General features: G+C 67.4%; 12 protein-coding genes. 7 read left to right on the forward strand and 5 right to left on the reverse strand.

What is annotated here, in order from left to right:
- Positions 1-29 precede the first annotated feature (29 nt).
- Positions 30-968: a DMT family transporter gene (locus EP7_RS14020; RefSeq protein WP_463521687.1), complete on the reverse strand. Its 939-nt coding sequence runs from the start codon at positions 966-968 to the stop codon at positions 30-32.
- Positions 969-1,203: 235 nt separating this feature from the next.
- On the opposite strand from EP7_RS14020, the gene EP7_RS14025 reads away from it, so the two are divergent.
- On the forward strand, positions 1,204-1,680 hold the full coding sequence (locus EP7_RS14025) for a hypothetical protein (RefSeq protein WP_463521689.1): 477 nt from the start codon (positions 1,204-1,206) through the stop codon (positions 1,678-1,680).
- A 38-nt stretch (positions 1,681-1,718) separates the two neighbouring features.
- Here the strand turns inward: EP7_RS14025 and EP7_RS14030 are convergent, their stop codons facing one another.
- The 3 genes from EP7_RS14030 to EP7_RS14040 form a co-directional block, all read right to left on the reverse strand.
- A complete protein-coding gene (locus tag EP7_RS14030; RefSeq protein WP_463521691.1) occupies positions 1,719-3,068 on the reverse strand; it encodes an FHA domain-containing protein in 1,350 nt (449 codons plus the stop codon).
- 334 nt (positions 3,069-3,402) lie between these two features.
- On the reverse strand, positions 3,403-4,710 hold the full coding sequence (locus EP7_RS14035) for a putative sugar nucleotidyl transferase (RefSeq protein ID WP_463521693.1): 1,308 nt from the start codon (positions 4,708-4,710) through the stop codon (positions 3,403-3,405).
- Between the two features lie 117 nt (positions 4,711-4,827).
- Positions 4,828-5,331, reverse strand: coding sequence for a metallophosphoesterase family protein (locus EP7_RS14040; protein ID WP_463521695.1), 504 nt, complete (start codon positions 5,329-5,331; stop codon positions 4,828-4,830).
- Between the two features lie 331 nt (positions 5,332-5,662).
- Here EP7_RS14040 and rplU point away from each other — a divergent pair, with 331 nt between their 5' ends.
- From rplU to EP7_RS14070, 6 genes are all read left to right on the forward strand, one after another.
- Positions 5,663-5,980: a 50S ribosomal protein L21 gene (gene rplU, locus EP7_RS14045; protein WP_463521697.1), complete on the forward strand. Its 318-nt coding sequence runs from the start codon at positions 5,663-5,665 to the stop codon at positions 5,978-5,980.
- A gap of 452 nt (positions 5,981-6,432) precedes the next feature.
- A complete protein-coding gene (locus EP7_RS14050; RefSeq protein ID WP_463521699.1) occupies positions 6,433-9,483 on the forward strand; it encodes a vitamin B12-dependent ribonucleotide reductase in 3,051 nt (1,016 codons plus the stop codon).
- Positions 9,484-10,185: 702 nt separating this feature from the next.
- On the forward strand, positions 10,186-12,516 hold the full coding sequence (locus EP7_RS14055; RefSeq protein WP_463521701.1) for a DUF1592 domain-containing protein: 2,331 nt from the start codon (positions 10,186-10,188) through the stop codon (positions 12,514-12,516).
- A complete protein-coding gene (locus EP7_RS14060) occupies positions 12,516-13,859 on the forward strand; it encodes a DUF1552 domain-containing protein (RefSeq protein ID WP_463521703.1) in 1,344 nt (447 codons plus the stop codon). Before EP7_RS14055 ends, EP7_RS14060 begins: the two co-directional genes overlap by 1 nt.
- Positions 13,860-14,164: 305 nt before the next feature.
- Positions 14,165-17,167 (forward strand): PQQ-dependent sugar dehydrogenase, encoded by a 3,003-nt coding sequence (locus EP7_RS14065; RefSeq protein ID WP_463521705.1) that lies wholly within the window; start codon positions 14,165-14,167, stop codon positions 17,165-17,167.
- Positions 17,168-17,171: 4 nt separating this feature from the next.
- Positions 17,172-17,948: a copper homeostasis protein CutC gene (locus EP7_RS14070; RefSeq protein ID WP_463521707.1), complete on the forward strand. Its 777-nt coding sequence runs from the start codon at positions 17,172-17,174 to the stop codon at positions 17,946-17,948.
- Here EP7_RS14070 and EP7_RS14075 read toward each other — a convergent pair.
- Complete coding sequence (locus EP7_RS14075; RefSeq protein ID WP_463521709.1) at positions 17,929-19,452, reverse strand: TolC family protein; 1,524 nt, start codon at positions 19,450-19,452, stop codon at positions 17,929-17,931. The two genes, EP7_RS14070 and EP7_RS14075, sit on opposite strands and share 20 nt — an antisense overlap.
- Positions 19,453-19,577 lie beyond the last annotated feature (125 nt).

Here is a 19,577-nt window from a genome sequence, read left to right on the forward strand (position 1 = left end):
GGGCCCGCAGATGGTCGGGCCCGCGTCAGTCAACGCACCGCCGACAGGCTCGCCCAGAGCGCACCGCCGACCGTCAAGGCGCCGCCCACGGCCAGGCTCGGCGTGAACGGGTCGTCGAAGAACCAGACGCCCCAGAGCACCGTCAGCACCGGGGCCACGTTGCCCACCGTCGTCACGTGGCTGGCATCCAGACGCCGGAGCGCCTGGTTCTGGAACGCCAGGCCGACCACGGTCACGATCAATGTCAGGTAGATCATCCCCTGCCAGGCTCGGGTCGAGATCCCCGCCAGGGGGGGCCACTCCGGCGTCGTGGCCAGGGCGATCGGGACCGTCAGCAGGCTCCCGGCCAGGAAGGTGGCCGCCAGCGACGGGATGGCCCCGTGGCGCGTCACCAGGGGCTTGCTCACCGTAACGTAGACGCCCCACGACGTCACCGCACCCACGAGAAAGAGGTCGCCCAGCAACACCCCCGGCGCCGAGACCCCGCCCGGTCGAGACGCCCCTTCCGCGATCACCGCCAGGCCGACGACACTGGCCAGCACGCCCAGCAAACGTCGGCGCGTCAAGCGTTCTTGCCCCAGGGCCGCGGCCAAGCCCAGCACCACCAGCGGCAGGGCCGCGTAGATGAGCGCCGTGTGCGAGACCGGTGCCAGCTTCGTCCCGTTCAGGAAGAGGGCCTGGTTGATCGGCACGCAGAAGGCCGCCGCAATCAAGAGCCGCTTCCAGTCATTGCGGAACAGAGCGGCGAGCGCCCCACCTTTGCACGCCAGCGGCAGCAGGCAGAGCCCCGCGATGCCGAACCTGAGCACAGGCAGCAGGCCCACAGGCAGCCCGCGCAAGGCGAGCTTGGCCGCAGGGGCCGTGCCCGAACCGATCAGGACCATCAAGGTTAAACAGACGTAGGTGCGCCACCCCGTCGTCGCCCGGCGTCCCACACCCGGCACCAACTCCACCGCCAGCGTACTCAACGAACCGGCCTCCGCCTCGTCTTGAACCCACGACCTCGCCCCGCTCGCCACCCCGCACGCCCCATTGTGGAGGGGAGATCAAGCCCCTCGGTTCGCCCCGGGCAACATTCGGCGCTTGAAATGCCCGCGGCTTCGCCCCATGCTGGGCCCGTCTTGGAACCGAAGCGACGCACGGCGACGGAGGCCGGTCCTCCGGCCGACGCCCACGCGGGCCGCGCCCCGAGGAGCCACCGCGATGACCTTGCCGGCCATAACCCCAGCCTATCGCCTGCTTTTCGCCCTGGTCCTGACCGTGGTCGTGGTCGCCTCGGGCCAGGACGTCGACCTCGACGTCAAGCCGGGCCTCAAGGACGACCCGGCGGCGAAGGCCATCCGCAAGGTCGTCGACGACAACTGCCTGGCCAGCCGCAACGAAGATTTACCCGCCGCCCTGCGCACGATCCACCCCAAGTCGCCCGGCTACGCCTACACCGAGCAGACCTCGCGGGCCCTCTTCGATAAGTACGACCTGGACTACAAGGTCATCCGCTTCACCTTCATCGGCCGGGACGACCCCTACGCCGTGGCCAGGGTTATCCTTCGCACGGCCAATCGCGGGACAACGTCGAAGTTCTCCAACAACACCACCGACTCGATGATGACCTTCCGCCTCGACGGGCCGGCCTGGAAGCTCTGGACCCAGAGCACCCTGGAAGTTGATGAAGCTCCCTGATCCGCGCACTCCCACGACCGGGGCACTTCCCGGTCCCGTCAGGTCCGCTCGCCCTTGACCGGCCTGCCCGACTGGCCGATCACCGAGTCGAACAGCTTGCGCCAGCGCCCCTGCTGCTCACCCTGGATCGTGTCGAATCGCTTCGCCAGCCAGTCCTGGATGTCGTCGACGCTCTGCGTCTTGGCATCCGCCGGCTGCGTTGCCTTCGCCTGGCGCGGGGGAGCAGGTTCGGCCGCCGGCTGCGGTGCCGGTTCGGGCGCGAAGTGGGGGTGCGGGGGCATGGGGGCGGCGGGCGGCGGGGCGACGGGCGGGGCAGGGCTCGGTGCGGCCTGGATGGCCTTCATCGCGTGAAGCTCGCGCACCAGATCGCGCAGCTGCTCGGTCTCGCCCTTCATCTGCGAGATCTGCCCCTGGTGCGCCTCCTGCTGGAACTTCATCATCGTCATCATGGCCTGGTAGAACTGGTCGAGCATCTGGCTCTGGATGGTGCCGAACTGCTCCAGCACCGCCCGGACGTCCAGCTCCTCCGCCGGCTCCATCCGCGCGGGTGTACGCGACACGGCGGGCTCGATGTAGGTCTGGAGCCCGTTGGAGGTCGCGGGGAAGGCCACTCGCCCGATCAGGGCCTGCGAGTCGCGACGTCGCAGCGCCTTGCCGACCACCCGGGGCGGGGGCGTATTGCTCGAGCCTTCCAGGATCCGAAGGTTGTGCGAGCCGATCCGCAGGACGTCATCGGCCATCAGTCGGGCGTGCCGCGTCAGCTCGCCGTTGACCCGCACACCGTCGCGGCCCAGCAGGTCGACCATCCAGAGCTGGTCCGACACCGAGACCAAGGCGCAATGGAAGTTGGAGACGCTCGGGTGGTCGATCCGGACCCGGCACCCCGGCGCGCGGCCCACCAGCGTGATCGGCCGGTTGATCCGCTTGGGCGCGAAGGCTTCGCCCAGCTCAAGCGGCTCGATCCGCACCGAGAGCGGCGTCTCCGGGTCGTCGGCCTGGGCGGCCAGCGGCGTCCAGGCGGGCGGCTTGCCGTCATCCCGACCGTCCAGCCCATCGGCCACGCTGACCGTATGCGGGCCGAGCTGGAGCCCGCCCGGCACATCGGCCCAGCCGTGGGCCGCCATCCCCGAGGCCCACTTCAGGCCCGCCCGGCTCCCCAGGTCGATCGCATAGATCCGCCCGGCAATCGCCTGGAAATAGACGTGCTTCTTGCTGACCAACCAGTGGTCGATCACCAGATCCGAATGGACGTCCCGCCCGACCACGGCGTAGGGCCGCTCGACGTAGTAGTCGTCCCGACTCGACGCCATCGCGTCGCTGATGCCGAACCGTAACGGGCCTCGGAACCGGCACGCGGCCGCGAAGGCTTCGGTGGGGGGATCTGTCATGATCAAGACCCTTCCGCGAAGGCCGGCATTCCGTCTCGAGTCGTTCCGCCCCAACTCGCTCGAATCTCGCGTGGCATGCCCCCAATCCAACCGATCATGGAGGCCCAATCCCGCAGCCGGCTTACATCGCCCCTAAGTCTAGGACAGAATCAAGGCAGGCAAATGACAAGCCGATGCGGTGATCTGGGAAGATTGTAGCATCGGCCGCGCCGCCCGCTTCAACAGACCAACGCAGGCGCGGTCATCCATCGTTGCATTCTTACCGATCAACGCTGCCGAGTCTTCCCGGTCGCCTCAGAGTGTTGCATTTGTGCAACATTCCAGGGCACGACGGTCAACCGCCAGCCGAGGCTGCCGGACGTGGCTCGTCGCGGCGCCGATCGGCTTTCTGGTACGCCCGCTCGCGTTCCAGCCGGGTCCGCTCGAACAGGTCGAGGAGAAGACTGCGTTCTGACTCGCGAAAGTCGTGCCCATGCAAGGCCATCGCGGATCTCGCGGCCCCGAACAGTTCTTCAAGGTCGAACCCGGGTGCCACGCCTCCGTGCGTCAATGACGCGAATGACGGGACGTGCCTCGGCACCGGCGAGCCGGCCGGTGCCAGGTTGCACATCACGCCGATGGACGTCCCCGAGTCCAGGACGCTCCCCGGCCCCATCCTCGAGTGGTCGCCCACGAAGCAGCCGACCCGGTCCTGGCCGGTGGCGATCGGGTCGCCGCACAGCGAGACGCTCAGCATACCGTCACTGCTGGCCCCTCCGGAGGCGATTGGCCCCAGGTCGACCCATTCCCCCACGTAGGCGTGACCAAGCGTCCCCCCCGAATCCTTGCGGACCTGGCCGTGGAGGATCGACGCCTCGACGTCGCCCGACACCCGGCAGTCGGGCCCGATCGTCGTGCCGCCGCGGATCTCGGCGCGGGAGATGACGCTCCCGCGCCCGATGACGCAGGGGCCCTCAAGCCGCGTGAACGGCCGGATGATCGCCCCCGGGCCGACGATGATCGGACCCAACGTGGTGTCCAGGACTGTGTACGGGTCGATCTGCGCCGTCTCGTGCACGAACAGGCGGTCGACCGGGCCGACCAGGGCCAGGCGCGCCAGGTGGTGGTTGCTGACGCCGACGCGCCCCCCCTCTCGGAAGTCGCGTGCGATGTGCGGCCCGTTCTTCGTCACCAGGTCCCAGGGGCGGTCGATCCACTCTCCCCCGACGTCGAAGCCGTCCAGGCGGGCTGCCAGGTCTTCGAACCAGGGGCCGACGCGACCGGGCTCCAGACCCGGTGAGTCGCCCGGCCCGACCATCGCGAAGGCGGGCCGGCCGTCGCAAAGCCCGACCCAGGTACCGCCGGTCGCCGGGACTTCGAACCCAGAGGGCGGGACCCAGCGGCCGTTGGCCACCACCGTCGGGGCCTTGGCCAGCCAGTCGACCGAGTTCACCACCGTCTGAGGATCGCGGGATCGGCGGATGTCCGCGAGATGAGGCCGAACGACGCACCCGCGCCGCGCCGGGCCCGGGCCGATGTCGAAGGCACGCGCCAGCTTGGCTTCCAGGGTCGTGGCCCCCAGCCGCAGGTCGAATGCGGGCCGGGTCAGCGTCAGCGGCTCGAGGCCTGAGACACCGCCATCCTCCACCAGGCAGAGTCGCATGGAAGCTCCTTCCTCGCATGCAGCATCCGACGGATCGTCCCGGATCCGGCGATCGGCCGGGACTATACCCAGTCCCCTGCAACGCGAGGAGGCCAGCTTCCGTTCCCTTTTCGACTCTCAGGCAAACAGGAACGAGGTCAGCTCTCCGGTCTCCAGATTCAGCAGAGCCGCGCGATAATCCTCGGCCCGATGTAGGGCTCCAGGGTTAATCCAGCGTGTTTTGCCGTGGAGTTCGTCGACCGCAACGTGGGTGTGGCCATAAAAAAGATAGTCCGGAGCGGAGACGCTCAGCCGACGGACCATGTGGCCCGAATGACCGTGCGTGATAGCCAGCCGCCGCCCGGCGATCTCGATCTCGCCGCCCAGACCCAGGCAGGTTCCGCCCGAGTCCTCGATGGCCTTGCGCAACCCCTTCTCGTCGTAGTCGTTATTGCCGAGCACGAAGTAGGCGGGAACGCCCACGCACCGCTCCACGGCGCCCGCTGTCGTCAGGTCTCCACAGTGGAGGAGCACCTCGGCCCCCTCATCGAGCAACCTACGCACGGCCATCTCGGTCCGGGCGAGCTTGTCGTGAGTATCCGAAATCAGGCCGATCCGCATGGTGCCATCGTCCCTGTTCATTCGCCTGTTTGCTTCGCACCGTCCCAAATCGCCATGATCCGAGAATCCGGGGCCCCTCGACAAGCCCAAGCCAATTGTTCGCCCGGAACGTCGGCGGACAATGCCGACGAAAGATTTCCGCGCGGAGTTGACTTGGAACGATTCGCCCGAGTCGTTAAGATCTCAGTTTTCCGCGACGGTTCCCTCCGCCCACGGGCGTCGAGGGGTAGGACGCGCCGGGCCGGATCGCCCGATCGATCGCCGGGCCGCGCCAGGCCGATCGCTTTGAAACACGCTCAAGCCATTGCAACGCCGGACTTTACGTGGCCGGCCCGCCGGGAGCTATCGACGGATGTACGCGATCTTCGAGGATGGTAGTCATCAGTTCCGCGTCAGCCAGGGCGATCGCATCGTCGTGGACCTTCGCCCGGGCGAACTCGGCGACGAGGTCGTCTTCAACAAGGTCCTGCTGTTCGCCGGCGAAGGCAGCCCGGTGATCGGCCTGCCGGTCATCGAAGGGGCCACGGTCACCGCCAAGATCGTCGACCACTTCCGCGGCAAGAAAATTGTCATCCAGAAGTTCCGTCGCCGCAAAGATATGCGTCGCCGCAACGGTCACCGCCAGTCGCACACCACCGTTCAGATCACCGGCCTCGTCGCCCCGGTCTGACGCTGGCCAGGGTTGGCCCGATGACAATTCGATGAACGCAAGGCCGCGCCAGCCCTCGACTTGTTCGAGGTTGGAGCGGCCTTCTCATTTTCTTCTTGCGCCTTACACGGATTTCTGATAGGCGCTCGAAAACCGGAATAGGCGCCTTGGCCGTTTTCTCCTGCACCCTAGATTCTCCATTTCCTCCGTTTCCTCCAGTTTGGCGCCGATACAATAGCGTCGAACACCATCGAAGCGGCCTGCTGACTGTCCAAGCTTTCTGACACTTGCTGTGAGAAGCCCTCGCCCAGGGGCCGTGTTGGACGGACGAGCCCGGTGGTTACGAGGAATCGGCCGAGCTTGACCATTTGTCCAGATGTCCATAGTGACACACCTGAACAGATAGGATAGAATCCGGCCGGTTCCGCAGGATGTGTGTGAACCAAGCGGACGACGTCAGGCGGAGAACGTCCATGGCAACGGTCGAAGATCGGTCGGTTGGGGTCGCAACAGGACAGGTTCGCGCGGGGCGAGCACGAACCGGGATGGCAATCCCTCGCGTTTTCAGCGCGGAAGGGACCAGCCCCTATGACCTCATCGAGTGGGATCTCCGCTCTGCGGAGATCAAGGACGAGCGCGGCAAGGCGATCTTCCAGCAGCACAACTGCGAGATCCCCAAGTCCTGGAGCCAGCTGGCTACCAACGTCGTCGTCAGCAAGTACTTCTACGGCGAGGTCGACACCCCGGAGCGCGAGACCAGCGTCCGCGACCTGGTCGACCGGGTCACCCGAACCATCGCCGACTGGGGCAAGGCCGACGGCTATTTCGCCTCGGAAGAGGACGGCGAGCGGTTCTATGACGAGCTGACCTCACTCTGCCTGAATCAGTACGGGTCGTTCAACTCGCCCGTCTGGTTCAACGTCGGCCTGCACCACCGCTACGGCGTCAGCGGCCCGGCCAACAACTGGCGCTGGGACGAGGAGACGCGCGGCGTCGTCCAGGTCCACAACGCCTACGAGTATCCTCAGGGTGCCGCCTGTTTCATCCAGGCCGTCTCTGACGACATGGCCGATATCATGCGCCTGGCCACGGCCGAGGCCATGCTCTTCAAGTTCGGATCGGGCACCGGCACCGACCTGTCCACCTTGCGTTCCAGCAAGGAGAAGCTCTCCGGCGGCGGCCGCCCCTCGGGCCCCGTCAGCTTCATGCGCGTCTACGACGCCGTGGCCAGCGTCGTCAAGAGCGGCGGCAAGACCCGTCGCGCCGCCAAGATGCAGACCCTCAAGGTCCATCACCCCGACATCCTCGACTTCATCGAGTGCAAGACCAAGGAAGAGCGGAAGGCCCAGACCCTGATCCGTTCCGGGTACGAGGCCAACTTCAACGGCGAGGCGTACAGCTCTGTCCTCTTCCAGAACGCCAACCTCTCCGTCCGTGCCACCGACGGCTTCCTCCGCGCCGTCGAAGTTGGGGGCGACTGGACCACCCGCGCCGTCACCACCGGCCGGCCCATGGACACCATGCCCGCCCTGGGCCTGATGGACAAGATCGCCGAGGGGACCTGGCTCTGCGGCGACCCCGGCATGCAGTTCGAGGACACGATCCAGCGCTGGCACACCTGCCCCAACACCGCGCCGATCAACTCTTCGAACCCCTGCTCCGAGTACATGTTCATCGACGACAGCGCCTGCAACCTGTCCTCGATCAACCTGATGAAGTTCCGCCGCGAAGACGGCTCGTTCGACGCCACGGCCTTCCGCGCCGCCTGCCGGATCTTCATCACCGCGCAGGAGATCCTGGTCGACCACGCCAGCTATCCGACCGATCGGATCGCCTCGAATAGCCACAAGTTCCGCCCCCTGGGCCTGGGCTACGCCAATCTCGGCAGCCTGATCATGGCCAGCGGCAAGCCGTATGACTCCCCCGAGGGTCGTGCCCTGGCCGGCTGCATCACCGCCCTGATGCACGGTCAGGCCTACCTGACCAGCTCCGAGCACGCCGCCCACCTCGGGCCGTTCGACGGCTTCGCCGTCAACCGCGAGCCCATGCTCCGGGTGATGGAGATGCACCGCGACTCGCTGGAGTCGATCGATCGCTCCGCCGTCCCCGAGCTGCTGGCCGAGGCCCGCATCGTCTGGGACGAGTGCGTCGAGTCGGGTCGCGAGCACGGCTATCGCAACAGCCAGGTGACGGTGCTGGCCCCCACCGGGACCATCGCGTTCATGATGGACTGCGACACCACCGGCATCGAGCCCGACATCGCCCTGGTCAAGTACAAGAGCCTGGCCGGTGGCGGCATGCTCAAGATCGTCAACCGGACCGTCCCGATGGCCCTGCGTGAGCTGGGCTACGACGAGCCGACCGTCGGCGGCGTGCTCGACTACATCGACAGCCACGACACGATCGAGGGGGCCCCGGGCCTGCTCGACGAACACCTCGCCGTCTTCGACTGTGCCTTCGCCCCGCCGCAGGGTGGCCGGAGCATCCACTACCGCGGCCATCTGCTGATGATGTCCGCCGTCCAGCCGTTCCTCTCGGGGGCCATCTCCAAGACGGTCAACATGCCCACCGAGGCGACCGTCGAGGACATCCGCAACGCTTACCTCGAAGGCTGGCACCTCGGCCTCAAGGCCCTGGCCATCTACCGAGACGGTTCCAAGGGGAGCCAGCCGGTGAACACCAAGTCGGAGGAGACCAAGGCCAGCGACGCCAGGGTCCTGGCCGAGTCACTTGCCCAGGTCGAGGCCGCCGTTGCTGCCGCCGCCGCCGCGGTCGTCGCCCCCGCCCCCGCCCCCGCCCCCATCCCGGTCGTCGCCGCCCCGACGGCCGTCGTCACCCAGCCCCGCCGCGAGCGCCTTCCCGACACCCGTCGGAGCATGACGCACAAGTTCGACATCCAGGGGCACGAGGGCTACGTCACCGTCGGCTTCTTCTCCGACGGCCGCCCCGGCGAGCTGTTCATCACGATGGCCAAAGAAGGCTCGACCATCGGCGGCCTGATGGACACCATCGGCACCCTGGTCTCGATGGGCCTCCAGTACGGCGTCCCGCTGTCGGTCTTCGTCAACAAGTTCGCCCACCAGCGGTTCGAGCCGGCCGGCTTCACCCGCAACCCCGACATCCCCATCGCCAAGAGCGTGACCGACTACATCTTCCGCTGGCTGGGCATGGAGTTCCTCCCCGGCTACCGCGAGGCCAACGCCCCCAAGCGTGAGCCCGTCGAGGAAGTCTCGGCCCCTGTCGCCCCGGTCGTGAAGGTCAACGGCCACCGCTCGGCCACCCAGGACGACCTCGACCACGCCGAAGCCGTCGCCCATGTGACCCAGCCCGATCCGGCCCCCACGCCCGCCCCGGCCCCTGCCGCCGTGGACCAGCCGCCGGTCTACACGGTGGGCAATCAGCAGGAGCAGTTCGCTCACTTCCAGAGCGACGCCCCCGCCTGCGACAACTGCGGCTCCCTGACGGTCCGCTGCGGCACCTGCTACCGCTGCTTCAACTGCGGAAACAGCATGGGCTGCTCCTGACCCATCGCCGCCCGTATCCGATCGGCATCCACGCAAGGCCAGGACGACCCCCAGGGTCGACCTGGCCTTGCGTCGTTCTCCCATCGGCAATCAACTTGGGAATAGGCAACAGCTTGCCCGTTAATGTTCGTCTCGGACTGAAACTATTATGACGGCAATGCGTCTAACAAAGACTTGTTCCGACCTCAGACCTCGATTCCTACGCGAGATTTGTTTCGAAGATCGCCAAACGAAGCCACTGTCAGTCCCGATCGAAGCCATGATCGCGAGCCACAGGCAAATCTAGTTTCGGCTTAACTCCTTGAAATCAAGGGAATTGCGTCTCGCCTTCTTGGCTTCTTACGAATCGAAGCCATTGGGCCAATAACGAAACGAACCCAGGGCCATGGTTGCTGGACGACCTTTGAACAACCGGGGTCGATCCGGTCGTAGGATGTTCGAGAACCGACGAGTCCGTCGAATTTCAGACTCGGGATCTCGGGGGTGGCATGGAACGCCGAAACTGAGTAGAACAGGTGTGTCCTCGACCGGACCCCGCCCCGCACCCCCGCCTTCCGCGACGTAGACCGTCGGCCCGACCTGCTCTCGCCCCGCTTCCCGAGCTCGCCAATCCCACGCCGCTGTCTCAGCCGTGGTCGGGCTCAGGCCCTCGCCAGACTTCCGCCGACCGCCCCGCCAACGATGCGCCGAGCCGGAGGAGAGATGATCCGACCCGCCCCCAATCCCGCCCGTCGTCGGCCGCAAGGTCTCATTCGTGGATCCTTGGTCGCGATCGCCCTGAGCGTTGGTGTCTACGCCCCCGCCGCCTTCGCCGCAGACGCGCCGCGGGTCTCGTTCAAGCAGGACATCGCCCCGCTGATGGCCCGCTATTGCGTCGACTGCCACGGCGGCGGCAAGAAGGCCAAGGGGGGTGTGGACGTCGCCTCGTTCGACTCCGAGGTGATCGCCCCCAAGGATCGTAAGGTCTGGGAGCGCATCGTCGAGAACATCGAGTCGGGCTCGATGCCGCCGGAAGACAAGCCGCAGATGACCGACCATGAGGTGGCCCGCATCGCCGACTGGGTGAAGGGCCAATTCGCCAGCCCCGACTGCGGCCTGATCGTCCCCGGCCGCGTCACCATGCGGCGGCTCAACCGGGCCGAGTACAACAACACCACCCGCGACCTGCTGGGCGTCGACCTCCACCTCGCCGACGACTTCCCATCGGACGACGTGGGCTACGGCTTCGACAACATCGGCGACGTGCTCACCCTGCCTCCGCTCCTGTTCGAACGGTACCTGGCGGCCGCCGAGCAGCTCTCCGAGGCCGCGATCGTCGCCCGGCGGATCGTGCCCGGCCCCGAATCGAAGCTCCTCGCCGGGAGTAAGGTCCTCGGCACGAACGGCGACGTCTCCGAGCCTTTCAGCGTCCCGAAGGCCGGTCAGTACATCGTCCGCGTCCGCGCCTACGGCCAGCAGGCCGGGAACGAGGCGGCGAAGATGGCCATCAGGCTCGACGGCAAGGATCTCGCCGTCGTCGAGGTGCAGGCCACCGAGGATGCTCAAGGCGTCTACGAAGTCAAGATCGACGCAAACCCTGGCCGTGTCACGGTCTCCGCAGCCTTCCTCAACGACTATTACGTCCCGGCCAACTCGACCGAGCAGGCACAGGACCGGAACCTCTTCATCGAGTCGATCGAGGTCCAGGGGCCGGCCCAGGCCGCCATCTTGCCGGAGTCGCACACCCGGATCTTCTTCCGCGACTCCTCGCCGGGCACGGAACGCGTGGCCGCCAAGGCGATCCTCGAACGCCTCATCGGCCGGGCCTATCGGCGGCCGGCTCGCGGCGAGGAGCTCGAGCGGCTCGTCCAGCTCGTCCTCCAGGTGCAGCAAGACGGCGAGACCTTCGAACGAGGGATCCAGCTTGCCCTGCAAGCCGTCCTCGCCTCGCCGAACTTCCTCTACCGGGTCGAGACCGAGCGGCGCAAGACCAGGCTGGGCGACCCGATCAAGCCGGGCGACGTCGAGGACCTGAACGACTACGAGCTGGCCAGCCGGCTGTCGTACTTCCTCTGGAGCAGCATGCCCGACGACGAGCTGCTCTCGCTGGCCGCCGAAGGTACCCTGAAGTCGCCCGCCACCCTCGAGTCGCAAGCCCGCCGGATGCTGAAGGATCCCAAGTCGCGATCCCTCGTCGAGGAGTTCGGCGGCCAGTGGCTTCAGCTCCGCAACCTCAAGACGATCAACCCCGACCCAGCCCGATTTCCCGGCTTCGACGATGCCCTTCGCACCGCGATGAGGCGTGAGACCGAGCTCTTTTTCGAGTCGATCGTCCGCGACGACCGCAGCCTGACCGAGTTCCTCGACTCCGACTACACCTACTTGAACGAGCGCCTCGCCAAACATTACGGCATCGACGGAGTGACCGGCGACGAGTTCCGCAAGGTGACGCTCACGGGCGATCGGCGCGGGGGCGTCCTGACGCATGCCAGCGTGTTGACCGTCACGTCGAACCCGACGCGGACCTCGCCGGTGAAGCGCGGCAAGTGGATCCTGGAGCAGATCCTCGGATCGCCGCCGCCTCCACCGCCGCCCGACGTACCCGAGCTGGGGGACGAGAAGGGCCAGCTCACCGGGTCGCTCAGGCAGCGGATGGAGCAGCACCGTGCCAACCCGAGCTGCGCCTCGTGCCACGCACGGATGGACCCGCTCGGCTTCGGCTTCGAGAATTACGACGCCGTGGGCGCCTGGCGCGACGTCGAGGGGCCATACAAGGTCGACGCCTCGGGCGAGCTGCCGTCGGGGCAGACCTTCGGCACGCCCAAAGAGCTGAAGGCCATCCTGATGGGCAAGCGGGACGCGTTCTCACGCTGCCTGGCCGAGAAGATGATGACCTACGCCACGGGACGAGGGCTCGACTACCGCGACCAGTGCATGGTCGACCGGGTCGTGGCCGCCCTTTCCCAGGATGAGTATAAATTCTCTCGACTCGTCGTCGAGATCGTCAAAAGCGACCCCTTCCGGAGGCGGGGGGGGCAGGGGAGCGAGCCGTGATGAACAACGCAAGCCGCCTGTCTCGTCGTACGGTGCTCCGCGGCCTCGGGACCGCCATGGCGCTCCCCTGGCTCGAGGCAATGGCCCCGGCCACCGTCCGCGCCGCCGGAGCGGCCGTCGCCGGAGCCCCGCCCAAGCGGCTGGCCTTCCTGTACGTCCCCAACGGCGTCCGAATGGAAGCCTGGACGCCCAAGTTCATCGGCAACGACTACGAGCTGCCGCCGATCCTGTCGCCCCTGGCCTCGCTGCGCAACGACGTCACGGTGCTGACCGGGCTGGCGCAGGACAACGCCCATGCCAAGGGAGACGGCGGCGGCGACCACGCGCGGTCGCTGGCCAGCTTCCTCACCGGCACGCATCCGTTCAAGACTGACGGGGCCAACCTCAAGGCGGGCGTCTCCGTCGACCAGCTCGCGGCTCAGAAGATCGGCCAGACGACCCGGTTCGCCTCGCTGGAGATGGGCTGCGACCGCGGCGCCCAGTCGGGCGCCTGCGACACCGGCTACAGCTGCGCCTACTCGTCGAACATCTCCTGGAGGTCGGAATCGACGCCGGTCGCCAAGGAGATCAACCCTCGGCTCGTCTTCGAACGCCTCTTCGCCAGCGATGCCGGCGGGGCCGCGGGCCGCCGCAATCGCTATCGGGCCAGCATCCTCGACTTCGTCGCCGAGGACGCCCGCCAGCTCCAGACCAGGCTCGGCTCGGGCGACCGTCGCAAGCTCGACGAGTACTTCACCGGGGTCCGCGAAATCGAACGGCGGATCGCCGGAGCGGCGCTCCCCACGCCCGACGTGCCCGATGACTTCACCCGGCCCACCGGGGTGCCCAAGGACTATGCCGAGCACATCAGCCTGATGCTCGACCTGATGGTCCTGGCCTTCCAGGGGGACGTCACCCGCATCTCCACCTTCATGTACGCCAACGAGGGGAGCAACCGCAGCTACCCGTTCATCGGCGTGCCCGAGGGGCACCACGACATCTCGCACCACGGTCGCGACCCGGTCAAGAACGCCAAGATTCAGGCGATCAACACCTTCCACGTCGCCCAGCTCGCCCGGTTCCTGTCGAAGCTCAAGGCCATCCCCGAGGGGGATTCGACCGTGCTGGACAACAGCATGATCGTCTACGGCAGCGGCATCGGCGACGGCGACCGCCACAATCACAACGACCTGCCCGTCCTGCTCGCCGGCGGCTCCAACCTGTCGATCCAGCCCGGCCGGCACCTCGTCTATCCCAAGGACACGCCGATGAACAACCTCTACCTGTCGATGCTCCGTCGCGTCGGGGTCGAGGCCGACCGCCTGGGAGACAGCACCGGTCACCTGAGCGGGTTGGAAGGCTGAGCTAAAGGCATAAGTCTGAGCCTGGAATCAAGAACCATCGATTGGGCGGCGGCCTCGGGCGAAGTCCGGGGCCGCCGCCTTCGTTTGCTCCTGGTCTTGACGAAGAAATACGGCGAAACGCGGCCCGAGCCTGGCGCGTGCTGAATCGGCGACCACCCCCTGGCGGCCGCCCTCGGTCTGTGTATGCTGAATCGGATCCACCCTTCTTGTCGTCTCCGCCCGTACCGCAAACGCCGAGATCCAGCCGCCCCGGAGCCGGGCCCGCGCCCGCACGCGGCCGAGGATCGTCGATCGAGGGTCGCCCGATGCGAAGGATCTGCCCGCGAGGCTGCGCCGCCTGGCTGCCGATGTTGGCCATGCTGGCCTCACTTGCCGCCGATGCCACCCCAGCCCGGGCCGAGCCCCCTGCGCAGAAACGCGGGTCGGGCGCCGCGAGGCCGTCGGGTCGCCCGTTCGGCCTCGAGCGTCGCGTCCCCTGGACCACCTCGAACTTCTCCGGCACCCCCGAGCCGCCCGCACCTTATCTCGTCACGCCGGCGTTTCCCAAGCTGACGTTCCAGTCTCCGGTCGTCGTCGCCGCTGCCCCGGGGATTGACCGCCTGTTCGTCGGCCAGGTTCAGGGCAAGATCCTCTCGTTCCCCGTCGACCCGAACTGCGAGAAGGCCGACCTGGCGCTCGATCTGAAGACGGTCCGGCCCGGCCTGTCGAACTTCTACGGCCTGACGTTCCACCCCAAGTTTGCGCAGAATCATTACGTCTACGTCTGCTACGTCGAGAAGGATGCCGATCCCAACGGCACGCGTCTCTCTCGGTTCACGATGACGAAGACCGACCCGCCGCAGATCGACCCCACCAGCGAGAAGTTGATCATCACCTGGCTTGGCGGCGGCCACAACGGCGCCTGCCTGGCATTCGGGCCCGACGGCTATCTCTACTTCTCCGCCGGCGACGCCGAGCGGCCCACGCCCGCCGACTCCCTGATGACGGGCCAGGACATCAGCGATCTTCTGTCCTCGGTCATGCGCATCGATGTTGATCATGAAGACAAGGGCAAGCCCTATCGCGTGCCGCCCGACAACCCGTTCGTTGACCTGAAGGACGCCAGGCCCGAGGTCTGGGCCTACGGCATGCGCAACCCCTGGAAGATGAGCTTCGACCGCGAGACGGGTCAGCTCTGGGTGGGCGATGTCGGCTGGGAACTCTGGGAGATGATCTATCGGGTCGAGCGCGGCGGGAATTATGGCTGGAGCATCGTCGAGGGGCCTCAGCCCGTCCACGCCGAGGGGAAGCGCGGGCCGACGCCGATCTCGCCGCCGGCCGTCTCGCTGTCGCACTCCGAGGCGTCGTCGATCACCGGCGGATATGTCTACCGAGGCAAGGCACTGCCCGGACTGGTGGGCCTCTATGTTTACGGAGACTACCAGACGGGCACCGTGTGGGGCCTGAAGCACGACGGCACGAAGACGGTCAGCAACGAGGTAATCGCCAGCACGCCGCTGCAACTGGTTGCCTTCGGCGAGGACAACGCGGGCGAGTTGTACGCGCTCGACCATCAGCGGACCCAGCAATTGTACAAGTTCGTGCCCAACCCGGCCGCCGGCGCGACGGTCAAGTTCCCCAGGAAGCTGAGCCAGACCGGCCTGTTCTCGCAGACCAAGGAGCAGGTCCCCGCCCCCGGCGTCCTGCCCTACTCGATCAACGCCGAGTTCTGGGCCGACGGGGCCCACGGCAGTCGCTACCTGGCCCTGCCCGGCAAGGAGCAGATCGAGGTGAGTGACCGCGGCGGCTGGAATTTCCCCGACGGCACGGTTCTGGCCCGCACGGTCGGCCTGGAGCTGGAGAAGGGGAAGCCCGCCAGCCGCAAGAACATCGAGACGCAGGTCCTGCACCTGGAAGAGGGGAGCTGGCGCCCCTATTCGTATGTCTGGGATAGCCTCCAGGAAGACGCGACCCTGGCCGATGCCGCCGGCACCAACCTCTCGTTCCAGGTGGTCGACGCGGATGCCCCCGGGGGGAAGCGGACCCAGGCCTATCGGGTCTCCAGCCGGGTCGAATGCCTGATCTGCCACAACCCATGGGTCGAGAAGAAGACGACGATCTTCGGCCGGCCGTCGGCCTCCCCCCTGGCGGTGTCGACCGGCCAGTGGAACAAGAGCCACGAGTTCAGCAAGGGGAAGGTCGACAATCAGCTTCGCACGTTTGAACATATCGGTCTGTTCAAGTCGCCGATCGGCGCGGTCGCGGGCAAACCCGGCCTGGCGAAGATGGCCGACCCCTACGACAAGAAAGCGAAGCTCGAGGACCGGGCGCGGTCGTACCTCCAGGTGAATTGCTCGCACTGCCACCAGTTCGGCGCCGGCGGCTCGGCCAACATCGTGCTGTCGAACTCGGTGATGCTCGATCAGACCAACGCGATCGACGTCCGGCCGATTCAGGGGACGTTCAACCTCTCCGGCGCCAAGATCATCGCCGCGGGCGAGCCCGACAGCTCGGTGCTCTACTACCGGATCTGCAAGACGGGCGGCGGGCGGATGCCCCGCATGGGGTCGAACCTGGTCGACGAGCGGGGCGTCGCCCTGATCCACGACTGGATCGAGACGCTGCCGTCGAAGGGGAATGAGCCGCCCAAGGTGGCCAATCGCGGCTCGGCCGTGGAGACCAAGGCCCCGCCGATCGACACGCTCCTCGCCTCGACCAGCGGCGCCCTGGAATTGATGAGGTTGGTCGAAAACGACCGGCTCGACGCGGCCGCCAAGCGACAGGCGATCGCCAAGGCGAGCGCATCGACGCAGGTCGAGATCCGCGACCTGTTCGAGCGATTCCTGCCCGAGGCCGATCGGGTGAAGCGCCTGGGCGACTCGATCGACCCTGCGGTGATCCTGGCCACGAAGGGGGATCCGGCCCGCGGCCTGGCCCTTTTCAAGGAGTCGGGCACGCAATGCAAGAGCTGTCACAAGCTCGACGGCGTGGGCCTGGACTTCGGCCCCGACCTGGCCAAGATCGGCGTCAAGTACACCCGCCCCGAGCTCCTGAGGCACATCATGGAGCCGTCGCATTCGGTCGACCCCAAATATGTGGGTTACTTGCTGGAAAGCAAGGACGGGCAGGTCCACACCGGGATGCTCGTCTCCAGGTCGGCCGACGAGGTCGTGATGCGGGGGCCGCAGGAGCAGACCATCCGCGTGCCGGCCGACCAGGTCGAGGAGTTCATCCCCCAGGCCAAGTCGCTGATGCCCGAGCTGCTGCTGAAGGACCTGACCGCGCAGCAGGCCGGCGACCTGCTCGACTTCCTGATGAGCCTGAAGTGAGCCGATGATCGAATCCAAGTCTCGACGTGTGTTGCTGGAAGTTTGCATCGCCTCGGTCGACGACGCGAAGGTCGCCGAGGCGGGCGGGGCGGACAGGCTGGAACTCAACGCGGCGCTCGGCCTGGGGGGCCTGACCCCCTCGCTGGGCGCCCTCGTCGAGGTCCGCCGCGCAGTCCGCCTCCCCTTGATCCCCATGATCCGCCCGCGCCCCGGGGGCTTCTGCTACAGTACGGCCGATTTCGATGTCATGAGGCGCGACCTGGACTTGGCCCTGGAGCACGGTGCCGACGGCTTCGCATTCGGTGTCCTTCATGAGTCGGGCGAGGTCGACCTTGAGCGTTGCCGGATCTTGATGGGCCAGGCGGCTGGCCGAGAGGCGGTCTTCCACCGGGCGTTCGACGTGGTTCCCGACCCGTTCCGGGCGCTGGAGCAGCTGATCGACCTGGGCGTGCGGCGGGTGATGACCAGCGGCCAGGAGGAGACCGCCTACCAGGGTGCGGCCCTGATCTCGCGGCTGATCGAGCGTGCGGCGGGGCGGATCGAGATCCTGCCGGCGGGGGGGATTAACAAGTTCACGCTTGCGGATGTGCTGGAGCGTACGGACTGCGATCAGGTCCACGCGTCGTTGCGTGGGAGCCGGCCCGACCCGTCGACCTCGGCCCGGCCGGCGGTGAGCTTCGGCGGATCGTTCCGGCCGCCCGAGGACCGATTCGACGCGACCGATGCGTCGAAGGTGTCCGACCTGCGAGGGCGGCTGGATCTCAGCGAGGGACTGCGCTAGCGGGCTCGGGCTCGGCGGCCGGGAACGGGCCGGGCGTGGTGGTCTCGGGGGGCGGCTGCATTTCGGCGGGCGGGGCCGCCGGCGGGTTCTCGCCCAGTTGCACGCCGACCGCCTGCTCCAGACCGGCGAGCGACTGGCCGAGGTCGGCTTCAAGGCGGGCAAGCTGGAGCTGGACTTGCAACACTTCCTGGCGGGCAGTGTTCAGGGAGACGTAGTCGGTGTTGCCCGCGCGGTAGTCGCTGGCGGCCAGCTCCAGGGCCTGCTCGCGGCGTGAGAGGACCTCGTCGCGGAGAACGCGGGCGCTCTCCGACTGGCTCCTGGCCTGGGCGAAGAGGTCGGTGATCTCGCGGAACGTGCGGTCGCGGTCGGCCTCATACCGTCGAGCGTCGGCCATGGCGCGGGCCTGGGCCTCGCAGACGGCGGCCCGGTACTTCTTGCGGTAGATGGGCAGGTTGAAGCCGACGACGAAGCCGACGTTGTCGCGACCGTCGGCCATGGGGGACATGGCGTTGCGCCTGGTCATCAGGCTGTACGCGATGCCGAGATCGACCGTGGGGTAGAACTGCTTGCGGGCCAGGGCGACCTCGGTCTCGTCGCGGGCGAGGTCGGCCAGCCTGGTCTGGAGCTCGGGGCGGCTGGCCGCGGCGAGCTGATGCAGGCGGTCGAGCGCGGCCGGCGCGGCGGCCGGGACGGGCTCGGCGGGGGCGTCGAATGCGGTGCTCGGGTCGACATGGAGTTGCTCGGCCAGCGCGGCGCTCGACTCGGCCAGGCCGCGATCGATGTCGATTCGCTCGCGGTCGAGCTCGGCGACGGCGGCCTCGGCGCGGAGGACATCCTGCCGGCCCGAGTTGCCGGAGCGGTTGCGGACCCGGGCGATCTCGGCCACGTCTTCGGCGAGCGTCCGGTTGCGGGCCAGGATCGCGGCGGCCTGCCGGTTGTAGGCCAGCTCATAGTAGGATTGCTTGACCGAGGCGACGACTTCCAGCTGTCGGGTGGCCAGAGTGAACAGGGCCGATCGCACCTCTTGCCCGGCGGAGATGCCCCTGAGGCGGAGGGTGCCGAACCAGGGGAATTGCTGCGTGATCATGAGATCATAGGGCATGTAGCCCATCAGGCTGTACTGCGGGCCGTTGCTGGGGAAGGGGAAGATGGTGTTCTGCGTCATCGGGTCCATGAGCGCCGTGACCTGCGGGATGCGCTCCCTCAGGGCCAGTACGTCGGCCCGCGCGGCCTGCACCTCACGGTTCTCGGCCAGGGCGTGACGGATCAAGGTATCCAGCGAGGCCTTCGCCAGGCCGTCGCCGGCGGGGACCCCGGCGATCCGGGTGGCCATCGGCTGCGGGGGAGTGGTGGCTTCGGCGTCGAGGTGCGCGACCTGGACGACCTGGGCGTCGTCGCCGGCATGCTGCCAGAGCGTCGAGGCGCAGCCCGGGCCGGCCAGCGAGGCCAGCGGCAGCGCGGCCAGGGCCGCGCGTCGCCTGATCGATCGTGTCCGCTCCCGCATGGCGGGCCCTCGCTGGCTGCCGTCCTGGCGCAAGGGGTTACGCGGCCGGCGACTCCGCGCCGGCAGTGTCCTTAGCCTCATCATCGGCACGACCGGGCGTCGAGCTTTGGATTGACTGCGGTTTG

The sequence above is a fragment of the Isosphaeraceae bacterium EP7 genome (genome assembly GCA_038400315.1).
In the GTDB taxonomy this organism is placed as follows: Bacteria; Planctomycetota; Planctomycetia; order Isosphaerales; family Isosphaeraceae; genus EP7.